General features: G+C 59.6%; 19 protein-coding genes. 3 read left to right on the top strand and 16 right to left on the bottom strand.

Translation table 11 applies throughout. The annotated features are described in order from the left end of the window. Positions 1-30: 30 nt before the first annotated feature. The 10 genes from SKTS_RS10700 to SKTS_RS10745 form a co-directional block, all read right to left on the bottom strand. Positions 31-798: a M90 family metallopeptidase gene (locus tag SKTS_RS10700; protein ID WP_342342988.1), complete on the bottom strand. Its 768-nt coding sequence runs from the start codon at positions 796-798 to the stop codon at positions 31-33. Further along, entirely contained in the window at positions 795-950 is a 156-nt protein-coding gene (locus SKTS_RS10705; RefSeq protein WP_173064450.1) for a DUF3096 domain-containing protein, read from the bottom strand. Before SKTS_RS10705 ends, SKTS_RS10700 begins: the two co-directional genes overlap by 4 nt. A 14-nt stretch (positions 951-964) precedes the next feature. Next, positions 965-9,640, bottom strand: a complete 8,676-nt coding sequence (locus tag SKTS_RS10710; RefSeq protein ID WP_198420500.1) for a glycoside hydrolase family 94 protein — start codon at positions 9,638-9,640, stop codon at positions 965-967. A 302-nt stretch (positions 9,641-9,942) separates the two neighbouring features. Then, on the bottom strand, positions 9,943-11,127 hold the full coding sequence (locus SKTS_RS10715) for an AI-2E family transporter (protein ID WP_173064456.1): 1,185 nt from the start codon (positions 11,125-11,127) through the stop codon (positions 9,943-9,945). A gap of 270 nt (positions 11,128-11,397) precedes the next feature. Continuing rightward, positions 11,398-11,712 carry a BON domain-containing protein gene (locus SKTS_RS10720; RefSeq protein WP_173064463.1) on the bottom strand — a complete coding sequence of 105 codons (315 nt, stop codon included), beginning with the start codon at positions 11,710-11,712 and terminating at the stop codon, positions 11,398-11,400. Between the two features lie 247 nt (positions 11,713-11,959). Beyond that, positions 11,960-12,334 carry a YfeK family protein gene (locus SKTS_RS10725; RefSeq protein ID WP_173064469.1) on the bottom strand — a complete coding sequence of 125 codons (375 nt, stop codon included), beginning with the start codon at positions 12,332-12,334 and terminating at the stop codon, positions 11,960-11,962. Further along, positions 12,331-13,926: a phospholipase D family protein gene (locus SKTS_RS10730; protein WP_198420344.1), complete on the bottom strand. Its 1,596-nt coding sequence runs from the start codon at positions 13,924-13,926 to the stop codon at positions 12,331-12,333. The genes SKTS_RS10725 and SKTS_RS10730 overlap by 4 nt, the downstream gene beginning before the upstream one ends. A gap of 75 nt (positions 13,927-14,001) precedes the next feature. After that, entirely contained in the window at positions 14,002-14,682 is a 681-nt protein-coding gene (locus SKTS_RS10735) for an OmpA family protein (RefSeq protein WP_173064474.1), read from the bottom strand. Positions 14,683-14,756: 74 nt separating this feature from the next. After that, on the bottom strand, positions 14,757-15,224 hold the full coding sequence (locus SKTS_RS10740; RefSeq protein WP_173064477.1) for a glycine zipper 2TM domain-containing protein: 468 nt from the start codon (positions 15,222-15,224) through the stop codon (positions 14,757-14,759). Between the two features lie 158 nt (positions 15,225-15,382). Further along, on the bottom strand, positions 15,383-16,330 hold the full coding sequence (locus tag SKTS_RS10745; protein WP_244617310.1) for a hypothetical protein: 948 nt from the start codon (positions 16,328-16,330) through the stop codon (positions 15,383-15,385). Between the two features lie 340 nt (positions 16,331-16,670). Here SKTS_RS10745 and SKTS_RS19160 point away from each other — a divergent pair, with 340 nt between their 5' ends. Then, complete coding sequence (locus SKTS_RS19160) at positions 16,671-17,081, top strand: Crp/Fnr family transcriptional regulator (protein ID WP_342342989.1); 411 nt, start codon at positions 16,671-16,673, stop codon at positions 17,079-17,081. Between the two features lie 44 nt (positions 17,082-17,125). After that, positions 17,126-17,488, top strand: coding sequence for a Crp/Fnr family transcriptional regulator (locus SKTS_RS19165; RefSeq protein ID WP_342342990.1), 363 nt, complete (start codon positions 17,126-17,128; stop codon positions 17,486-17,488). Between the two features lie 390 nt (positions 17,489-17,878). On the opposite strand, the gene SKTS_RS18980 is transcribed toward SKTS_RS19165, so the two are convergent. Next, positions 17,879-18,145 carry a hypothetical protein gene (locus tag SKTS_RS18980; RefSeq protein WP_244617311.1) on the bottom strand — a complete coding sequence of 89 codons (267 nt, stop codon included), beginning with the start codon at positions 18,143-18,145 and terminating at the stop codon, positions 17,879-17,881. A gap of 22 nt (positions 18,146-18,167) precedes the next feature. On the opposite strand from SKTS_RS18980, the gene SKTS_RS10760 reads away from it, so the two are divergent. Continuing rightward, a complete protein-coding gene (locus SKTS_RS10760) occupies positions 18,168-18,866 on the top strand; it encodes a Crp/Fnr family transcriptional regulator (protein ID WP_173058501.1) in 699 nt (232 codons plus the stop codon). Positions 18,867-18,885: 19 nt separating this feature from the next. Here the strand turns inward: SKTS_RS10760 and SKTS_RS10765 are convergent, their stop codons facing one another. The 5 genes from SKTS_RS10765 to SKTS_RS10785 form a co-directional block, all read right to left on the bottom strand. Further along, complete coding sequence (locus tag SKTS_RS10765) at positions 18,886-19,143, bottom strand: YqjK family protein (RefSeq protein ID WP_173064482.1); 258 nt, start codon at positions 19,141-19,143, stop codon at positions 18,886-18,888. Between the two features lie 17 nt (positions 19,144-19,160). After that, a complete protein-coding gene (locus SKTS_RS10770) occupies positions 19,161-19,553 on the bottom strand; it encodes a phage holin family protein (RefSeq protein ID WP_173064484.1) in 393 nt (130 codons plus the stop codon). Between the two features lie 10 nt (positions 19,554-19,563). Next, positions 19,564-19,878, bottom strand: a complete 315-nt coding sequence (locus SKTS_RS10775) for an ElaB/YgaM/YqjD family protein (protein ID WP_173064487.1) — start codon at positions 19,876-19,878, stop codon at positions 19,564-19,566. Between the two features lie 71 nt (positions 19,879-19,949). Beyond that, positions 19,950-20,162 carry a hypothetical protein gene (locus SKTS_RS10780; RefSeq protein WP_173064490.1) on the bottom strand — a complete coding sequence of 71 codons (213 nt, stop codon included), beginning with the start codon at positions 20,160-20,162 and terminating at the stop codon, positions 19,950-19,952. 116 nt (positions 20,163-20,278) lie between these two features. Next, the gene (locus SKTS_RS10785) at positions 20,279-20,425 is read right to left on the bottom strand and encodes a lmo0937 family membrane protein (RefSeq protein WP_173064493.1); all 147 of its coding nucleotides are present in this window, start codon (positions 20,423-20,425) and stop codon (positions 20,279-20,281) included. Positions 20,426-20,808: the final 383 nt, after the last annotated feature.

Below are 20,808 nucleotides of genomic sequence, written 5' to 3' on the forward strand. Positions count from 1 at the left end.
TAAAAATAATTCAGCAGGCGCGGCGCTAACTCATTCGTAAAACAGCGTCAGTTGCTTGTGGACCGTTGGACAGCAGTTTTTCAAAATATCCGGTGCAGTAAAAAAATACTCGCTCAATACCGCGAAAAACTCTGCCGGGCTGGTGGCCGCATATGGATTGATAAAGGCTGACTTTCCGGCTGCGACTTGCTGGCAGAGTTCATCGTAGGCGCCGCTCAAGGCTTCCGTCCATCTTTTTCGGCTCATGCCGCGACGCAATGGTGGCATACCGTTGGCTACCCCATTGAGGCCATCCAGCTTGTGGGCGAACTCGTGCAGCACGACATTGTGGCCGGGCTGGAGATGAAAAATGTCCCGATCCACATCATCCCAGGACAAAATTAGCGGGCCGCGCAACCATGACTCGCCGGTTAAGGCGCTGGCTTCGTCATGCACCAGACCGATGGCATCCATTTGCGCGTGATTAACGCGAAACGCGCCCGGATAGAGTATGACCTCGATCCAACCGTCGAAATATTCCACCCCCAGGTTCAGGATGAGCAGGCAGGCCTGGGCGGCCACCGCCACCTTCATCGACGGCGTCACCTCCAGGCCCTGAGCGCCCGTGATCGATTTCCGGTCCAGAAACCATGTCGTCATCTCGCGCAAGTGCGCCATTTGTAGCGCATCCAGCCTTCTTAAAAGCAACACGCGCCGGGTCACTTTTTGCCAGATGTGGTGCGGTATGGGATGGCGCTTGAGAATCCTGCGCATGCGCCAGCGCCGTAGCGCAATGCCTAGTGGACGCATCCCACTCATCGGAGATGCAAACCGCCTCCGCCAAACAGCCCGATCAGTCCGATGATGATGAGATAGATCGCGACGATATAGTTCAGCAGGCGCGGCGCAACCAGGATGAGGATGCCGGCGACCAGCGATACCAGCGGGGTGAGGCTTAAATTGATGTTCATGTTTATCTCCTGAGTCAATTGTGAAGCGGGGGTGGTGCCATTATTTTCACTTCGACCGCGTGATCCTGGCGGTCGTCGATCAGCGGAATGACTTCGTCGGGACGTTCGACGCCGTCCACCGTCACGCGCACCGCGTGCTCCGACTGTTCGCCGATGCGCTTGACGGTGATGTGGTAAACAGTCTCGCGGTAGCGGTAATGGATTTTGTACATATCCCAGTGGGCCGGGATACACGGGGCAATACGCAACTGGTCCACTTCGAGTTGCAGGCCCAGCAGCGTTTCCACGGTCAGCCGGTACATCCAGCCCGCAGCACCGGTGTACCAGGTCCAGCCGCCGCGGCCGGTGTGGGGCTGGGCGCCGTAAATATCCGCGCTCATGACGTACGGCTCGACCTTGTAGCGTTCGATCGCCCCCGGCAGGCTGCCGTGGTTGACGGGATTGAGCATGGCGAACAATTCCCACGCGCGTTCCTGGTCGCCCATCATGGCAAACGCCGTCGCGGCCCAGATCGCACCGTGGGTATACTGGCCGCCGTTCTCGCGCACGCCGGGCACGTAGCCCTTGATATAGCCGGGCTCCAGGTCGGATTTATCGAAAGGCGGGTCGAGCAGCTGGATCAGCTGCGCATCGCGCCGTACCAGGCGTTGGTCCACCGCCGCCATTGCCTGGCGTGCGCGGATGTGATCGCCGCCGCCCGAAATGACCGCCCAGCTCTGGCTGATCGAATCGATCTGGCATTCGTCGTTGCTGGACGAGCCCAGCGGCGTGCCGTCATCGAAATAGGCGCGCCGATACCAGGCGCCGTCCCAGGCATGGGCCTCGATGTTGCCGCGCAGCAGCGCAGCCTGTCCGCTGCAGACGTCGGCAAAATCCCCGTCGTTCCGGCTACGCGCCAGGCCGGCAAAGAGGTGAAGGTTCTCGTAGAGGAACCACGCCAGCCAGACGCTCTCGCCCTTGCCATCGCGGCCGACCAGATTCATGCCGTCGTTCCAGTCGCCGCAGCCCATCAGCGGCAATTGATGCGCGCCGAAGCGCAAGCCGTGCTTGATGGCGCGCACGCAATGTTCATAGAGGCTTGCGGCTTCCGTCGAACGTTGCGGCTGGTCGTAATAAGCCTCCTCTTCCGGATTCAACTCGCGGCCTTCGAGGAAATGGACGGACTCGTCGAGTACGCCGGTATCGCCTGTCGTCAGCACATAACGACAGGTGGCATAGGGCAGCCACAGATAGTCGTCGGAGAAATGGGTGCGCACGCCTTGTCCGTTGGGCGGATGCCACCAGTGCTGCACGTCGCCCTGGAGGAACTGGCGTTCGGCGCAACGGATCAACTGCTCGCGGGCGAGCCACGGCGTCGCATGAACCAGCGCCATGGTGTCCTGCAATTGGTCGCGAAAACCGTAGGCACCGCCAGACTGGTAATACCCGCTGCGGCCCCACAACCTGCTGGACAGCGTCTGGTACACCAGCCAGCCGTTGGCCAGCACGTCCAGCGCGGGATCGGGTGTTTCCACGTGCACCGCGCCCAGGGTGTGGTTCCAGTGTTCCCACACCGCTTCCAGCGCCTGGCGTGCGCGTGCCGGACCGGCGAAGCGCTGGATGAAATGTTTGGCCTCATCGCTGTCGCGCCCCGCGCCGAACACGAACACGATCTCGCGCTCTTCACCTTCGGCCAGGTCGATTCGGGTCTGGATCGCAGCACACGGGTCCAGGCCCGCTCCGGTCCTGCCCGAGAGGCGTTTGCGGCGCATCGCCGCAGGACTTGCCAGCGAGCCGTTGCGGCCGATGAACTCGGCACGGTTGCCGCTCACCGAGCGTCCCATGTCACTGGAGTGCTCATCGCTGACCTGTGCAAAGACAACCCGGTTGGCGCATTCCCGGCCGTAAGCATTGCGCGCGAACAGCGCCCCGCTGTGCGTATCCATTTCGGTAACGATATGCATCAGGTTGGCGTGTCGCCACTCGCCGAGCACCAGCTCCCAATAGCCGGTCAGCGACAATTGGCGCGGGCGCTTCGAATGGTTGCGCAGCTTGACCACCACGAACTTGACCGGCGCGTCCATGGCGACGTAGGTAAACAGCTCCGAGGCGATACCGGATTCGTAATGTTCGAACACGCTGTAGCCGAACCCATGCCGGCACACATATCCGGACTTGCCGCGGGCGGGCAGGGGCGTCGGCGACCAGAACGCGCCGGTTTCCTCGTCGCGGATGTAGAGCGCCTCGCCGCTGCTGTCGCTGAGCGGGTCGTTGTGCCAGGTGGTGAGCCGGAACTCGTGCGCGTTTTCCACCCAGGTATAGGCGCCTCCGCTCTCGCTGACGACGGTGCCGATGTGCGGGCTGGCGATGACATTGACCCACGGCGCCGGCGTGTTCTGGCCCGGCTCGAGGGTGATGACGTATTCGTGCCCATCGGGCGTGAAGCCCCCCAGGCCGTTGCTGAAAAGGCGTTCGCGTGCAGCCAGCGGGTGAACGCGTTCCGTTGCCGGTTGCCGCAATGGCTCCAGACGGTCGGACACACGCTCTGGCGACACGCGGCGCTCCACCTGCTCGATCAGGGTCTCGGCAGTGTCGGTGAACACCACGCGGGCGACAGTCTGGAACAATACCCGGTCTTCCTCGGAAAGCTCTTCGGCACGCCGCACGAAGACTCCACCCGGTTTGTCGATAATCTGCGCTTCGGGACCCGCGTTGATCAGCCCCATGATCTGGTCATGCAGAACCGCCCGGTAGCCGGAGAAATCCTCGTTCACGATCACCAGGTCCGCGACCAGGCCCTTCATGCGCCAATAGGCATGGGCTTGCAGCACCTGTTTTACCAGGTCGATGCGGGTCAGGTCGCCGATACGTATCAGGACGATCGGCAGGTCGCCCGAGATGGCAAAGCGCCACAGCCCGGACTGGCCCAGCCGGTTGCGGGCAATGATGCTGGGCGCGGCGCGGCGCAAGGAACTGCCGTAAATGACGGAGTTGGCCAGCCGGCCATAGAGCTGTGCATCGGCTTCACTTGCGTTGAGGTGGCGCAACACCTCCTGACTGTGGAACCAGGCCATTTCAAAGGCACGCTCGACGAAGTGCCGGTCGCAATACTTCTCAAGCAAAGCCAATGCCGCCTCGCGCGTGTCCGCGACACCGGAGATGATCTGCACGGTCGCCGATTCGTCGGGCGACAAGGTAATGGTGCGGCGGATCGCCACGATGGGATCGAGCACCGAGCCGTCGGTGTTCGACAACGCCGATAGGTTGCTATCCAGCACCGCCGGGTTGGTCGCAGTTCGGCCCCGCCCGATGAATTTGACGCGGTCGGTCTCGTAAGACGGCTCGTCGGCAACTGCGCCAGGTGCGGCCAGCAGGTGAAACATCCATGGCGTCGGTTCTCCCGGCGTGCGGGGGCGGCGCGTGCAGAGGATCGCCTGGCGTTCAGGCAGGATTTCGGTTTGTACGAACAGGTTGCTGAAAGCGCGGTGGGCCAGGTCGGCATTCAAAGGCGCCAGCACCACTTCGGCGTAACTCGTCACCTCGATGTGTCGGGTACGGGAGGACTGGTTGGTGAGCTTGACACGGCGGATCTCGACATCGTCTTCGGGTGAGACGCTGATCTCGGTGTGCGTGTCGATCGCCTGGTCGCGGCGCCGGTATTCGGCCCGCCCCTGCACGAAGATCGCCTCGTAGTGGTTGGCCGGGTGCAGCGTCGGCTGATACGCAGTGGACCAATAGCGTCCGGTGTCGCGGTCGCGCAAGTAAATGAATGTGCCCCAGCAATCGGCTGTGGCGTCCTCGCGCCAACGCGTGACGGCCAGGTCGCGCCAGCGGCTGTAACCGCCACCGGCGTGGGTCGTCATGACGTGGTACCTGCCGTTGGACAGCAGGTGAACTTCGGGTATCGGCGTGTTCGGGTTGGTAAACACGCGCATGATGGCGCCCACTTCGGCGGCAGGGGGGTGCGCGGCGGCGCTTACTTCAGCCGCGTGCGGGTGCAAGGTGGCGCCTTTTTTCGGTACACGTTCCTGCAGCAACAATTCCGCCGCCCGCACCAGCGGGGCAGACATGAAGCGGCGCTGCATCGGCCGGTCGAGCAACACATGCTCGAAGGCCAACAGGCTCATGCCTTGATGGTGCGCCATGAAGTTATGCACGATGGCGTGACTCTTGCCGCGCGGCACCCGCGACGGCGTGTAGTCGATCGCCTCGTAGAACCCATAGTCGCCGAGGAAACCCTTGGTGGCCAGCGTCTGCAAGTTGCGACACGCTTCCCGCGGCATCACTGTCAGTGCCAGTGCACTGGCGTAAGGCGCGATGACCAGATCGTCGCCAAGCCCGCGCTTGAAGCCCAGGCCGGGCACGCCGAAGGCCCGGTATTGATAGACCTGGGCTGCGTCGGTGGTGTTGTAGCAGGACTCGGAAATGCCCCACGGCACAGCGCGTTGCCGGCCGTATTCGATCTGGCGCGCCACGGCGGCCTTGCAGGTCTGCTCCAGCAGGGTGTTTTCGTAACTCGGCATGATCAGCTGCGGCATGAGGTACTCGAACATCGACCCGCTCCACGAGATCAGGCTCATCTCGCCGCCATGACTGGTCAGCAGGCGACCGAGCGAGAACCAGTGCTTCTGCGGCACCTGGCCCTGCGCGATGAGCAGGAAACTGGCCAGGCGCGCTTCCGATGCCAGCAGGTCGTAGCAGGACGGATCGCGGCGCCGTTCGCCCACGTCGTAACCGATGCTCAGCAAGCCGCACGAGGTATCGTAGAGAAACTCGAAATCCATCGCCGCCAGCCCACGGCAACGCTCCAGCAAATTGTCGATGATCCCGAGTCGCTTCTCTGCGCCCTTGTATCGGGGCGGCGTTTCACTGCCAACCGATCTTTCGCTAGCCAATTCCGCCAGGGTCGGAATATCGCTGAATTGCTGCGGTTCGGGTACCAGAAACCTCAGGTCAGCTCGAAGTGCGCGGGATTGCAGTTCGATTTCCTGCGCCCAGTAATACAGTTCGCCATCGATATCGATATCCGCGGGCAACCATTCAACCAGATCCTCGCCAGCGCGGTGAATCTTGTCCAGCAGGCTGTCTGCGGCAGCCAGTGTCAGCCGCCCGTTGAGGTTGTGTGAGTGCAGCAGGTCCTGCAGAAGCTTGACCTGCTTTGCAAGATCCGGCATGGGAGAGGAGGGCAGGTGTTCAGCAAGTACTTGAAAGGTATCGTGCAGCCCGTGAAACGTGCGTGGGGGCAGCACCGGCTGGTCTTTCAGCTCGGCCAGCCCGGCTTGCAGGGTGAGCAAGCAGCCGGCCAGGTTGCCGCTGTCCACCGAGGAGACGTATTGCGGGTGTAGCGGTTGCAGTGTGCGCGTGTCGTACCAGTTGTAGAGATGGCCGCGGTAGCGTTCCAGCTTTTCCATCGTAGCCAGTGTGTTCTCGACAAACCGCAGCAATTCTCCGGTGGAGATGTAACCGAAATCGTGCGCAGCCAGGTCTGCCAGCAGCGACATGCCGATGTTGGTGGGCGAAGTGCGCGAGGCAATGACCGGTGCCGGGTATTCCTGGAAGTTGTCAGGCGGCAGCCAGTTGTCCTGCGGGCCGACAAACTCCGCGAAGAAGCGCCACGTTCGCCGGGCCGACGTCCGCAGGAAGGACTGTTGCGCAACGGTCAGGCCCGGTACGGGTGGCACCAGCGGCATGCTGATCCACCAGCCGACGACGGGCGACAAAAGCCAGAGCAACAGGACCGGCGCAACGAAGAGCAGTTCTGCCGCGCGGCCGCCGCTCCACAATGTCCAGGCCAGGACAAAGCCCAGCCCCAGCGCCACGACCGGCGCGATCCACATCTCCCGGAAAAAATCGGCCAGCCTACGGCGCGCGTTGCGTGTTGCATAGGCGCTCAGTTGCCACAGCAACAATCCGCGTTTCGTGAACAGCATGCGCACACCCGAGCGCAGGATCGCATCCAGGCAAATCAGCGTGTCGTAGGGCAAAAAGACCAGCGTCAGCAAAGCGAGCGCGATGGGGCGACCCGCGGATTTGCCGGTCAGGATCAGGTGCACCTGCCAATCGCGTTCTTCAGGCTTGCGGACGAGATCGATCACGGTGGACAGCAAGGTGGGCAGCAACACCACGCCCAATACCACGAGGGTCCAGAACCACGCCGGTCCCGGGCCGATCAGCCAGCCGCCGGTCAGCAAGGCAAGGAGCGCCGGCGGCACGAGGCTGCGGCGCAGGTTGTCGAGGAGTTTCCATAGCGACAAGGCGGAGAGGGGGTTGGCTTGCCGCTTCGCCTTGGCTCCATCTGGCCCTGGTGGCCCGGGCACGCGCGGGAGCAGCCAGCCGGCGAGCTGCCAGTCGCCGCGAATCCAGCGGTGGCGCCGGCTGGCCTCCATGGCATAACTGGCCGGGTGCTCTTCGATCAGGTCGACATCCGTGACCAGTGCCGACCGCGCATAGCCGCTTTCCAGCAAGTCGTGACTGAGAATGAGGTTTTCCGGAAAGCGGCCGTCGACGGCCTGGCGGAAAGCGTCCACATCGTAGATGCCCTTGCCGATGAACGACCCCTCGCCGAAAATGTCCTGGTAGACGTCCGACACCTCGCGCGTGTAGGGGTCTAGCCCTGAGTCACCCGCGAACAGTTTGGTAAAGCGTGACTGGCCGGCACTGGTCAGGCTGATCGAAGCGCGTGGTTGCAGGATCGCGTAGCCTTCGACGATGCGACCCTTGCCGGCATCGTAGACCGGCCGATTGAGCGGGTGAGCGAGGTTGCCGATGAGCGTGCGTGCCGCGTCGCGGGGCAGCTGCGTGTCGGTGTCCAGGGTGATGACGTATTTGACCGAAGCGAGGATCGACGCATCGCCGACCATATCCGAGAACGCGCCTTGCGCGCCGCCTCGCAGCAGGGCATTGAACTGTTCCAGTTTGCCGCGCTTGCGCTCATAGCCCATCCACACCCGTTCGTAGGGATTCCACACACGGGGTCGGTGAAACAGATAGAAAATGCACGGACGGTCATCGCGATAGGTCTCGTTGAGTGCCTGCACGGCGACGCGCGCGTGGGCGAGCAACGCCTCATCGTCGGGCATGGTTTGCTCGGGCGCGTCACGGAAATCCGTCAGCAAGGCAAAGAACAGATTGGGATCGCGATTGCCGAGGTAGCGTATTTCCAGCGCTTCGAGCAGATCGTCGACATCCTGCGGCTTGGTCAGCAAGGTCGGGACGATCACCATGGTGCGGTGGACATCCGGTATGCCTTGCGAAAAATCCAGTCGCGGCAAGGCGCGTGGCGGCAAGATGAGCGTGACAAACAGGTTGACCAGCGAAATGGCGAGCGCAGAGGTGGCGATCGTGCCGCTCACGGCAAAGAACCAGTAGCGCCAGTCGCCCGTTTCCAGGCCGGGAAATTCGAATTCCGCGTAAGGTTCAAGCAACACCGATGTCGCGAGCGCGGTGAGCAACAGGATCGGGCCGAGGTAAAAAAACAGGCGGAATTTTCGGTTCACGAGGCTGGCGCGCAAGTTCCACGACCAATTGCAGCCGACCGCACGCGCCAGCATCTGCCGTCCGTGATCGATCAGGTAGTATCCGACATGCGCCGCGCGGTCGTCGCTGCCCAGTTGCTCCGCAGCAGTCTGCGCGAGGATGATGGCTTCGCGGGCTACCGTCGACTCGCTGCGCGAACAGCCACGCGCCACGTCTTCGATGACATGCCGGTAGCGGTCGCGCGTAGCGAAATCCTGGGCTGCGTGCATTCCCGCCGGGTCTTCTCGCAAGGTCTGTTCGACGACGCTGAGCGACTCGACGAAGTTCTTCCAGTCCATAGCCCCGATGAAACGCAGGCTGCCGATGCTGTTGGCGATGGAGATCTGGTTGGTCGCAGCGGTTCGGCCGGCCGCTTCCGACAACTGTGTCGCGGTCACCCCTTGTTCCAGCAGCTTTTGCTCGACCCAGGTTTGCACGAAGGCCATGGCGGGCCCCTGGGCCTGGAGTCGGTCGTAAAATTCTTCCACAAACGGCGCGGTCAGCGGCACGTCGGCATCGGCAAACTCGGCGAGCAGCTGGATGAGCTTTTTCGGTTCTTTTTCGGCCGCTGCGAGCATGCGGTCCGCCCATGTGACGGCTGCGTCGAGCTCTTCGCGGCGATGGGCGATGCGCAAGCCGACGCGGCGCAGGTTTTCCAGCAGCGCCAATTGCAGCATGACCGGGAATGCCCACAATTCGCCCAGTTTCAAGGGAGCAGCGGTCTGGTAGGCGGCGATGAACTGGGTGGTGTTGTCGCTGTCGACGCGACCATCCATGTGCGAGATCAACTCCAGCGCCAAGTCATAAATGCGTGGAAAACCGGCCGACAGACCATCGGCCAGCCGCGGCAACTGCCTGCTGTAGCCGCGCGGCAGATGCCGATGCGCCAGCGTGATCTGCTGCTCGATGAGATAGAAATTGTCGAGCAGCCAGGCCTCTGCCGCCACGATCCGTTGTCCCGGCGTGGCCGCGGCAGTCACGACGTCATACGCCGCCAGCAGGACGCGCGCGTTGTCCGCCAGCCGTGGCAGCAACTTGTCCGGCCCTGTACGCGAATCGATCCTGTGCTGGCCAGCCAGCGTTACCGCGTGACGCTTAAGCTGCTCGATGCTGAACAGCTCCGCGCGCAGCAACTCGGTGTCCCGGTCGTTACGCGGCGCATTTCGTGTGAGTGCCGGAAATCCGAACTCTTTGATGGCTATGACATTCTCCTCGTTCGAATTCGGCGCAATAGTGCACCCATCCCGAATTTTTCATAAATTTGGGAAAACCGCGGTAGTTAATAGACCCTAGTCAAATACGACGGGGCCGGTCATGGAGCCATTGAGCCTTTCTCTTTTTTGGTTTTCTTCGCTGCTTTTTTTTCTTTTGGCGTCATGACAGGTTGTTTCTTTTCCGCCTTGTTGCTCTTTTGTTCTTTACCCATGATTTCCACTCCTGTTATTGATGATTCAAACCAAGTATTACAGCCTTGTCCCGGCATGTCTGCAGACGGTTTTTATTCTCCAAGCAACTCCGCTACCGGCTGCAATTGCTCCACGTGCTGGGATACTACTTTCAGGATGACTATGATCGGAATGCCCAGCAGCATACCCCACACGCCCCACAGCCATGCCCAGAACAACAGCGAGATAAACACGGCCGCTGCATTCATTTTGGCGATTTTTCCGGTCATCCAGGTGGTAACGAAGGTGCCGACGAGCGTGGCAATCGCCAATGATGCCCCGGAGACCAGCAGTGCCATCGAAACCGAGTCGAACTGCATGAAAGCCGCCATCCCGGTGGCGGACAACGTGACCAGCGGACCGACGTAGGGGATGACATGCAGCAAGCCTGCCGCGACGGCCCAGGCGCCTGCGTTTTCCAGGCCGATCCACTGGAAAGCGATCCAGCTGAGAAATCCCAGAAACATATTGGTCATCAACAGCATGAACATGTATTTCTGGATGGAATCGTTGATGTCGTTAAGGATGGCAACAGTGATTTTCTTTCTCGATAACGACGGCCCCGCGAGGCGTACCAGCTTGCGTTTGAAAGTGTCGCCGCCGGCCAGGAGAAAGAAAGCCAAAAAGATCACCATTGCCGCCTGTCCGATGAAACCCAGGGCCCCCATGGAGCCGGCCCACATGAAATCGCCCAGCTTGAAGCCGGGCGTATCGATGACGACATGGGTGGTGCGCTGCTTGCGATCCGGCGAAATGCTGGCGATCTGGCTGGTCGCATTTTCCATTTTGCCCATTGCGGCTTGCATCTTTCGCAGGTTACCGCTCGGGTCATCCCGCATGCTGGCGAACCCCGCAGACAGCTTGCTCGCAGCTTCCGGCACCTGCGTGAGTATGGTCTGCATCTCCCCGCGCAACGAGTAGGTGCCGAGCACGAGTGCGCACACCACGGTCATCATCACCATACTGGCACCCAGCACGCGCGGAATCCTGATCCGTTCCAGCCACACAACGAGGGGATTCAGGGTGTAAGCAAGGAAAATCCCCAGCAACAGGGGGACAAAAAACTTCTGCATCCAGTCCAGCGCGAACACCAGCGCGACAGCCGCAAGTATGCCAAGCGCCAAGCCACGTGCATCCACAGGAAGGTGAACGGTGAAGCCCTGGGCAGTCTCCGCTTTCGGTGCTGCTAGGGTTTGATTGCCTGCAGGAGCTTCCGCAGGCGTTGCGATTGCTGCCATCGGGACGAACCTCGTCGGTTATGTCGGTGACACGGGTGAGCGGCATCCGAGCATCCGCAGGGGCAGAGCACAGAAGCACGCATTGGAGGAAAGGATAAACCGATGGACCAAACAGAGTCTGTTCGGTACCGTACATAGGGCTATGGAAGGGAAGGGGTAGCCGCTCCGCGACGCCTGCGCGGTGGGGGCGGCATGGTCGTTAGTGAAGCATCAAATCGTCCGCAGCCACTTCCGGATGTGAGGTCCGGGCGCGGCTGCGGGTAGTCCAGGTTACTTGATTCGCATGTCGCTCTTGACTGATTTCACGCCCTTGACACTGCGTGCCACTTCGACCGCCTTGTTCGCTGCGGCTTGCGAGCTCACGAAGCCACTCAACTGAACCACGCCTTTGTAGGTCTCGACGTTGATTTCGGCGACTTTCAGAGTGGGCTCGTCGAGTATGGCCGCCTTCACCTTGGTGGTAATGACGCTGTCGTCCATGTACTCGCCGGTTCCCTCATGCTTCGACGAAGAAGCACAACCCATGAAGGATGCCAGTGTAACGGCCAGAAAAAGTGCATAAAAATACTTGCTGAATTGTTTCATGGTTAATTCTCCACATGTGAGTTGAACAGGGCTTCTGGATTCCAGCTCTCTACCGAAACACGGCTTACCCGTAGCTGCAGCAGTAGAGCCTTAACGTTTCCAATACAACGCCGCGGGGTCCAACGGGCTGTACCCGCGCGTCATGCCGAAACATTAAATGCAGCATAGTCACTGAAGGCGCCGCGGTCTGTGCGCTACCGCACGTAGCTTATGCTGGTGCGGTTCAAAGAGAATCCAGACCGGCGTTTCATTTAAACATTCGAAACCGCGCAATTTCGTTGCGTAGCCATTGGCTACTCGGAATGACTGCGGTGCCGTTGCACTTCACCTGGTACGGCTGACCGGTAAAACTGCTTTCTGTGGCAGCCCTTTCAATGAAATCTTCGGTGGTATTGATCAGATTTCTTGCCATCAGATATTTGTACTTGTCGCGCAAATGCGCTTGCGCCGCCTTCGAGTCGCGCCACGTGCCATTGCGATAAAACTCACATCCTGATCCCTCGACATAGCCAAGCAGAAAATTGACTTCGATTTGCACGTTCTGCGGGGGCTCCGCACGCGCAACTGGCATCAACAATAGTCCTCCGACGATCAGCGGCACTATTGTCGACGGTATGTTCATAGTTCCTTATCCAGCGGCAGTAGCGACAATAGGTGGACCTCGAATCTTTGCCAGTTACTCCGGGCCGGTTCCGTGTCGTACACAACGGCCTTGCCGTCTTCCTGACTCTGCCACACCAAATCTGGCGCCCCACCCGAGTCATTCGGACGTAGAGCCAGCTTGTAGGAATTGACTGGCTGCACCATGGCCTCGAAACGCGCGGCAAGCTGTTGCGCGAGCTCCGGGCTGTCAATAATCAAGCCAACCTCGGTGTTGAGATGCATTGATCGCTGATCGAAGTTCATTGAGCCGATGAACAACCGCTGACGGTCGAATACGAACAATTTGGCGTGCAGGGAATAATTCCCAAAGCTCGATATTGCAGCCGTCTGACCGCTGCCCCTGCTGTTGCCCAGAAGTGAGCGGATTTCATAGAGCTCCACGCCATCCTCGAGCAGGGGTACCCTGTAATGCATGTAGCCGGCCTGCGCCAGCAACACCTTCGACGATTCGAGAGAGCTGGTCAGGATGCGGACACGCACGTTTCTCTTGCGCAGATCCTTGAACAGCTGCATTCCTTCTTCACCCGGTATCAGGTAGGGTGTGACCATCAGCAACTCGGACTGCACCGCGCGAGTGGCATCGGCCACTGGCCGCTGCATCAGCCTCCCCACCATTGCGCCGCTTTCCACTTTCTTCTTGTCGGGGCTGTCGCAGATCACTTGCGCGTGCGCCCAGACCAGGGGCAGGCGGCCGGAAGTCATGCCGTTAAATGGCTCGCCGGTGGCAACCCGCTGCATATAGTCGACACCTTCCGCCTTCGACTGCCGGGTTTCTTCTTTCAATACCGCGCGATGCTGCTTCAAGGCGGCATGGGAAACGTTCTCGCTGGAAAGCGCCTTGGCCGGGATCGACAGGGCATTGTTCCAGTACTCGTCGAAGGTCGCTGAGAGCTGTCGGGCGACGGGGCCGGCGGCAAATACGTCGTCGTCGGCGAATTGCGCCTCAGGGTCGATCTGGAAGTACTGATCGCCGATGTTGCGCCCGCCTATGAGCGCTACGGCATTGTCCACGACGAGCAATTTGTTGTGCATTCGATAGTCGAGCCGCGAGGCGTTGAACAGGAATTCGGTGGCTTTGAACAGCACGACATGGCCGCGATACGCGAAGGGGTTGAAGATTCGAATCTCCACCGAAGCATGCGCTTCAAGCTTCGTGATCTGTTCGTCTCCGGCCACCGTTTCGCCATCGTCGATCAGCACGCGCACGCGCACGCCGCGATCGGCGGCATGCAGCACGGCGTCGGTAAGCAGGCGGCCTGTATCGTCCCCGCGAAAAATGAAATATTGCAGGTCGAGTGTTCGTTCTGCGGCGTTGATCATTTGCATGCGCGTCAGGAAGCCGTCGGCGCCTACCGGAATGATGCGAAACCCGGAGTTGCCGCCATGTGCGCGCGCCGCATTTTCGAACTGCCGGCCTAGCCGGGTCTCCTCCGGATTTGCCAGCGCCGAGGAAGCCGACCTCGGAAAATCCGAGCCCGGAGGAAGCGATGCGCATCCACTGAAGATCGCGACGATCAGCATGACCAGCAAGAAGTGGAACCGGTCGATCATCACTATCCTCCAGCGCATTATTGAAAAAAGCCAGCCAAAAATACATCGGCTGGCTTTTGTTGCATTGCTTAGTTGTTACTGCTGGGCGGGCTTCTGGACCCTGACTTCAACCATTACACGGCGATTGGGTTGCAGGCATTCGACCAGCTTACGGTTCTTGCCGCTGACCTTGCCTTTGATGTCATCGCAAGGAACAACCGGGTTGGCTTCACCTTTGGCGGCGGTTTCGATGCGGTTGTTTTCAACGCCCTGGCCAGTCAGGTATGCCTTCACGGCATCCGCACGACGCTCGGACAGCTTCTGATTGTAGGCATCTGTACCGATGCGGTCGGTGTAGCCGGTAACCAGCACCACTTCAACTTGCGGATATTGCTTCATCTTGGTGACGACTTCATCGTCCAGTGTTTTCTTGCCGTCAGCGCGGATGACCGATTTGTCGAAATCGAACAGCGTTTCGGCCTGCAGGGTGATGGCGACGAAAGCGGCCTTTTCCGGGCCGGTGACGGGCACAGGAGCAGGACCAGCGTCTGCCATTTTGGGCTCATCTTTCTTTACCAGATCCGGATCGCATTCGGCAATTGCCATGGCCGGGGTCCAGTAGCCGGTTCTCCAGCATTCGTTGTAGTTGTTCCTGACCACATTGCCGCGGGTATCGATCAGATAACCTGCCTTGGGGACTTCATGTGCAGAAGCAATGCCGGCCAGGGTTAAAGAAGCCATGGCAAGCGCGGTAAGAATGATTTGTGAAGTTTTCATGTTATTTTCCTTAGAGTTTGTAATCTGAAACTTTAATCCGGCGCACGATGGGCCGCCGCCAATGGCATTGCTGTTCAGTAGCGAGATATGCTGCCGTTCTGGATACGCACCCGGTCTCCGACGCGCAAGTCGCCAATGCTTTGTTGCGTCACGGTTTGATAGCCCCCGTTTTCGAGCCTCACACGTATGCTGTATGCGTCCTGTTGCTGCTGATTGCGCTTTTCTATCTGGTGACCTACCACGGCACCGCCTACCACGCCGGCTGCGGTAGCGACATCCTGACCGGTGCCTGCACCGATCTGGTGCCCGAGCACTCCGCCTACGACACCGCCGATGACGGCGCCTGCACCGATGCCGCTGCCACCTATCCCGCCGCCGCTTCCGCGAATGATCTCGATCGCGTCAACCACGCCGTATGCCGCGCCGGAATAGCCGGAACTGGATGGCGAATATGACTCGGGGCGTGAACCGGTATTCGCGCAACCGCTCGTCAGGGCTGCGACGCCGAGAAAAGTTGCGATAACGATTTGGGATGTGTTCATAAAGCCTCCTGAGAATGGCTGAAGGTTAATCTCGTCATAAAATTCGGTCTGTACGCTGGCGCACATAAGTTATGGGATTGGTCTTTTGCACGTCGTGAAAGCGGCGCATGCACGGCAGCGCCTCCGCCCGCGTGAGGACGGTGGCGGCTGCGACTGCATTAGTCATTACGATCCCGGCCTCGTTCCCGCTCCCGTTCTTGTCCTCGTTGCGGCTCGCGCGCGGAGTCCCTGCCTGGCTGTCTGTCTTCTCTGCCCTGCGGGTTCGGCCTCTGCTGCTCGCGCGGAGATGCCTCTGGCTGTGGCGGCTGCGCGCGGGGGGCAGCGGCGGGAAGATCTTGCCGGCGGGAACCTCTTTCTTCAGGCGCGCCACGTCTTTCCTGTTGTGGCGGCGCGCTTTGCATGGTCCGCTCCTGACGCTGAACCTCCGGGCGTCCCAATTGTGGTGACTGTTCGCGCGGGGCGGGGGCTGGCGCAGCCTGCTGGCGTGGCGCGACACGCTGGGTATCCTGCTGCCTGGAACCGCGCTCAGCTGGCGTTCTTTGCCCGGCCTGCTCCTGGTAGTGTTGCCGCACTACGGGGTCACGCGGCTGGTAACGGTAATTCCGCTGCTGCAGCGATTGCTGCTGTTCCACTTGGTGGGGATAGCGATCCCCTGAATACTGTCGCTGATAGGCAGGCAGCGGGGCAGGCGCCGGGGCGGCGTTTCGGTTCCATCTATCCCAGCCGCTCCTGCGGTGTTCCCACTCATGGCCCCAGTGATCACCCCAGCGCGGTGGCGCATCGGACCGCCACCCGCGGAAGTATGGGGGCGGCTGGCGGTAGTAGCGCACGGGGATTCTCAGGACGAACAGCGGCACGTATTCCGGTTCCACAAGCCCCCACGGGCCGTTGTACCAGGAACTCGCATACCAGTTGTCGTCCTGGAAGACCCAGTACATCGTGTCGTAAAAAAAGAAGTTAGTCCCCAGTCGTGGCGCATAGTAGACGGGGTAACCCGGTATGCGGACGAGTTGCGGGTAGACCGGCAGGTTGATCCCGATGCTTACATTCGGAAATCCGATGCCGATGCTCACCTGGGCAGAAGACGCCATTGGGTACAGCAACATCCCCAACACAATGAGTATGTAGCGATTTTTCAGCATTTTGTGACCTCCTGTTCGATGGGAAAGGTAGGAGCGAATGGTTCGTCAGCAGAATGCGACACCGACCCTAACTCATCAACACGCTACCTGTTTTTGCCCCGGCCTTCCGTGCGGTATCGCACATAGTGTGGTCGTATCCACTGACGATATTTTCCTTCCCTGGTTTGTTTTTGAGCTTGGAATACATACTTCGTGGTATTTACATCCCCCTCTATATTGCTTAGTGTTCCAAACTTACATCCCGGATCGCCATCCCAGTTTCTTGCCATCTCAGCTACTTGGCGGCTAATAAAGGGAGGTGCATTTGTCTGACTCGCCTATCCCACTGCAAAACCAGCTTCTCGCGGCACTGCCGCAGCTCGTGTATGAGCGCCTGTTGCCCCATCTCGAGCTGGTCCAGATGCCGCTCGGTGAGACCCTCTATGAATCCGGGGACGAGTTGCGCCACGTCTATTTCCCGACGACCGCGATCGTTTCCCTGCTTTATGTTATGAAGGATGGCGCGTCAGCCGAAATCGCCGGGGTCGGCAATGAGGGAATCGTCGGCGTCGCCACCTTTACGGGCGGCATCACCATGCCAAATCGCGCCATGGTGCTGTGCGCGGGCCATGCCTATCGGCTGAAGGCGCAGTTGCTGAAGAATGAATTCAATCGGGGGGGGGGCGCCGTGCGGGCGCATTGCAAATCTTGCTGTTGCGTTACACCCAGGCGCTGATGACACATATATCCCAGACCGCAGTGTGCAATCGGCATCATTCGGTGGAACAGCAACTGAGCCGCTGGCTGCTGCTAAGTCTCGACCGATTGCCCTCGAAGGATTTGGCCGTGACGCAGGAATTGATTGCCAGTGTCTTCGGCGTGCGTCGCGAAGGCATCACAGAGGCTGTCGGGAAACTGAAGCGCGCCGGTCACATTTCCTGCCGCCGCGGTCACATCACTGTACTTGACCGAACTGGATTGGAAAAACAGGCTTGCGAGTGCTATCGGGTAGTCAAGGCGGAATTCGATCGCCTGCTTCCCAAGGTGGCGGTCATACAAACCGAGCGCCCTGCATACAGACTTAACTACAACATTCCGCCCTCCGGCACCGCCATCACGCTCATACCTAACACGAGGTGGTGAGGTAAAGCCCTCGCACGTTTGCCCGCCAAATCCTGTTTCATCATCTCGTTCCCGCAAAAAATCCGCGCTATGTTCGTCAGCGTACAGAATTGTCAAGCGCTTCAGCTTACGCTTGCCAAAGTGTTGCACTGTCGAAGCGCCATCTCACTTCAGGTAACACGACTTCGCCAGTTGTTAATGCGTGCGAGTTGGCTGCTCACAATGAGGTGCGAAGTTTTCCTTATTTATCAAAGAGGTACCATCATGAAATATTCCATATTATTTGCATCGCTTATCACTGTGTTGGGTTTGAGTGCCTGCGACAGGCCCAGTACCGTGGTCAACGTTCCGGCAACACCGGCGCCAGTCCAAGGCCCCGCCGGACCGCAAGGAGCGACTGGCGAACAGGGGTCAACTGGAAGCCAGGGGACAATGGGAAACCAGGGGACGATGGGAGCGCCGGGCGATACTGGAGCACAAGGTGCTACCGGCGCTCAAGGCTATGAAGGCGCCCAGGGAAACACCGGCAAAACCGGCACTCAGGGCGCAACAGGTGCCCAAGGCGAAACCGGCCAGACTGGAGGCGGCACAGTGGTCGTCGTCCCGGCTCCGGCCCAGCAACAATAGTACGTGGCGCAGCGCTGACGGCGTTGCGCCCGGACCCGGACGCGCCGTCATTCCCAAAACTCAGGAGAGTCCAGTGCCTTCTGCGGAAAACCTTCTGCTTGCCGCGCTTCCTCGCAAAGATCGTCAAAATTTGCTGTCAGGCTGCGAACCGGCAGAATTGGTTTTTGGGGATGTTCTCTGTGAGCCAGGGGAAATAATTCGCCACGTTTATTTCCCCACCGATAGCTTCATTTCCCTGGTGACGCCGGTCGATGGACAGGGCAGCCTTGAGGTGGCTCTGGTCGGAAGCGAGGGGATGTACGGGATTCCGCTGCTGCTCGGGGTGGATGTTTCACCGTTGCACGCCGTGGTGCAAGGCTCAGGCCCTGCGTGGCGAATGGACGCCGGGCGCTTTCACCTCGAACTCAAGCACAGCGTTGCTCTTCAAGCGGAACTGAACCGCTATGTCTATGTGTTGATGAGCCAACTGGCGCAAACGGCGGCTTGCACCCGTTTCCATGTGGTAGAAGAGCGGCTTGCCCGTTGGCTCCTGATGACGCGAGATCGCGCGCATTCAGAGGAGTTTCATATCACTCACGAATTCCTTGCCCAGATACTGGGCGTGCGGCGCGTCGGCGTCACCAAGGCGGCCGGTTCGCTGCAGAGCAAGAAACTGATCAGCTATAGCCGGGGGGATATCAGGATTCACGATGTCGCCGGTTTGGAGTCCGCTTCCTGCACGTGTTATCGGACCGACAAGGAAACGTACGACCGGATATTGCTTCATCATTGAAGTTTCGACACGCCTAAAACTACCTGTCTCGCTGCTTGTGCATTCTCTGCCACGTCGCGCGAGCGCTCCGCAACTGTTTCCAGACCCGACTAATTCGCAGTGCTGCGAGCAATACAGCACTGCCGACTATCCAGGCAGGGTGGCTCTTGATGTAATGCAGCGCGGCCAGCCCCTGGTCGACCCGTGCCAAGGGTATGCGCCATGGCTCGACGCCCTGCGCCAGCGCCATGCGTTGTGCTGCCGCCTGCGCGATCAGGCGTTCTCGTCGTTCAGCCAACAGCATCAGCTTCTTGTTCATGAACGGGAAACGAGCTGCTGCCGGTCTTTGAGCAATTCCGACAGACTCGTTGCAAATAGTCCCGGCTTTGTCTTTGACTTGTGTCTGGCGAATACCCATACCGCCGTGCCAGCGGCTAGAAAGCATGCGGCAAGGGAGCCTAGCGCCAGGAGGCGGTGCGTGTCCCAGAATGCGACCACGAGCAGGATCGTTGCCAGCACCGATCCGACCCCGAGAAAAAACAGTGCGGCCAGCGCCAACGTCAGCAATGATAAAAAGTGCTCCCGTTCTTCCTCCAGGTCTGAGGACAAAAGCTCGAGGCGCGTATGTGCCATGGCAACCAGCGTTGCAGCCAGCATCGTCAGCGACTCGAGCAGCCCTGTGCTTCCGCCATGGGTTTTCTCAATCATGGTGCGGCGCCTAACGACGACCGAGGAGCAATCCGATCACCAGGCTGAAACCGGCGGCGACCCCAATGGCTTTCCATGGATTTTCGTGGACATATGTGTCGGTAGCCCTGGCTGCGGCTTTGGTTTTTGTAACCAGTGCCGCTTCAGCCTCCGCCATTCTGGCTTTCACCACCCTGAGGGATTCTTCTGCCTTGGCGCGCACCTCGGCCAGCTTTTCGCCGCCCTGGTTGGCCGTCTCTTTCAGCAGCGCTTCCGCATCTGCCACTACCACCTTGAAATCGGCGATCAAATGTTCCATGGTGGCTTCACCAGATAACTTTTCCATGCTTTTCTCCACTGTTAGTTCTTTCTTGTTCATGCGGACCCCAATGGTTTTACCAATCGGGGGAACTGATTTTACTTGCGGCTAAAAAGCAGGATCACCCCCGCCACTAATGCCCCCACGCCGGCCCAGACAGGAATGTTTACGGTCTCCGTATCCTTGACCGACAGCTCTATCGGCCCCAGCTTGGCCTGGTGCGTCTCCTTGGTGTAAGTGAAACCGCCATACGCCAACGCGAGGCCACCAGCCACGATCAGCGCGATTGCCAACATCTTGATTGCGTCCATCGCATTTTCTCCCATAGATAAACACGTGACTTGGCGTCGGGTAGCCTGAAAAGACAGAAACCGTGTACAACCGGATCGCTTTACCAGACACCACGCTGCACAGAAAACCGAGTCTGTTACAGGCGCCGACCTTGAATGACACGCAGCAATATCACCACGATCGCGATGACCAGGAGTATGTGAATCAGCCCGCCCAAGGTGTACGAAGTGACCAAGCCAAGCAACCAGAGGATAAGCAGAATAACGATAATTGTTTCGAGCATTTTGGCTACTCCTAATGAAGACGTGCGGAGTCCTACTGTAGCCCCGCATGTCATGTTTCTGTGGAGCACGCACCCACTACGCTGTGTACGATTTCCATTGCCTTTATAACGTCGGCCGTGAACCAATGGCCAAATCCCGCACTGCTTTGATCGTTCAATGATGATCTTCTTCTTTTCAAAAATGCTCTGTGCGCTAGCGCACTTATCGGACCGAGTATTTTCGGGTGCCTGTTTACCTGCCAATGGGGTGCTTATCCTGATCGCAGTCGATCCTATGTTCGCCCGCATGCCAGCACCCGGCCTGCAGTGGCTGCTCGCGGGAGGCCTGCCATGTGAATTGCCGCTGATTCGTAAGGCACAGTAGAACGGCTGCTTGGGAAAAC

The sequence above is a fragment of the Sulfurimicrobium lacus genome (genome assembly GCF_011764585.1).
In the GTDB taxonomy this organism is placed as follows: domain Bacteria; phylum Pseudomonadota; class Gammaproteobacteria; order Burkholderiales; family Sulfuricellaceae; genus Sulfurimicrobium; species Sulfurimicrobium lacus.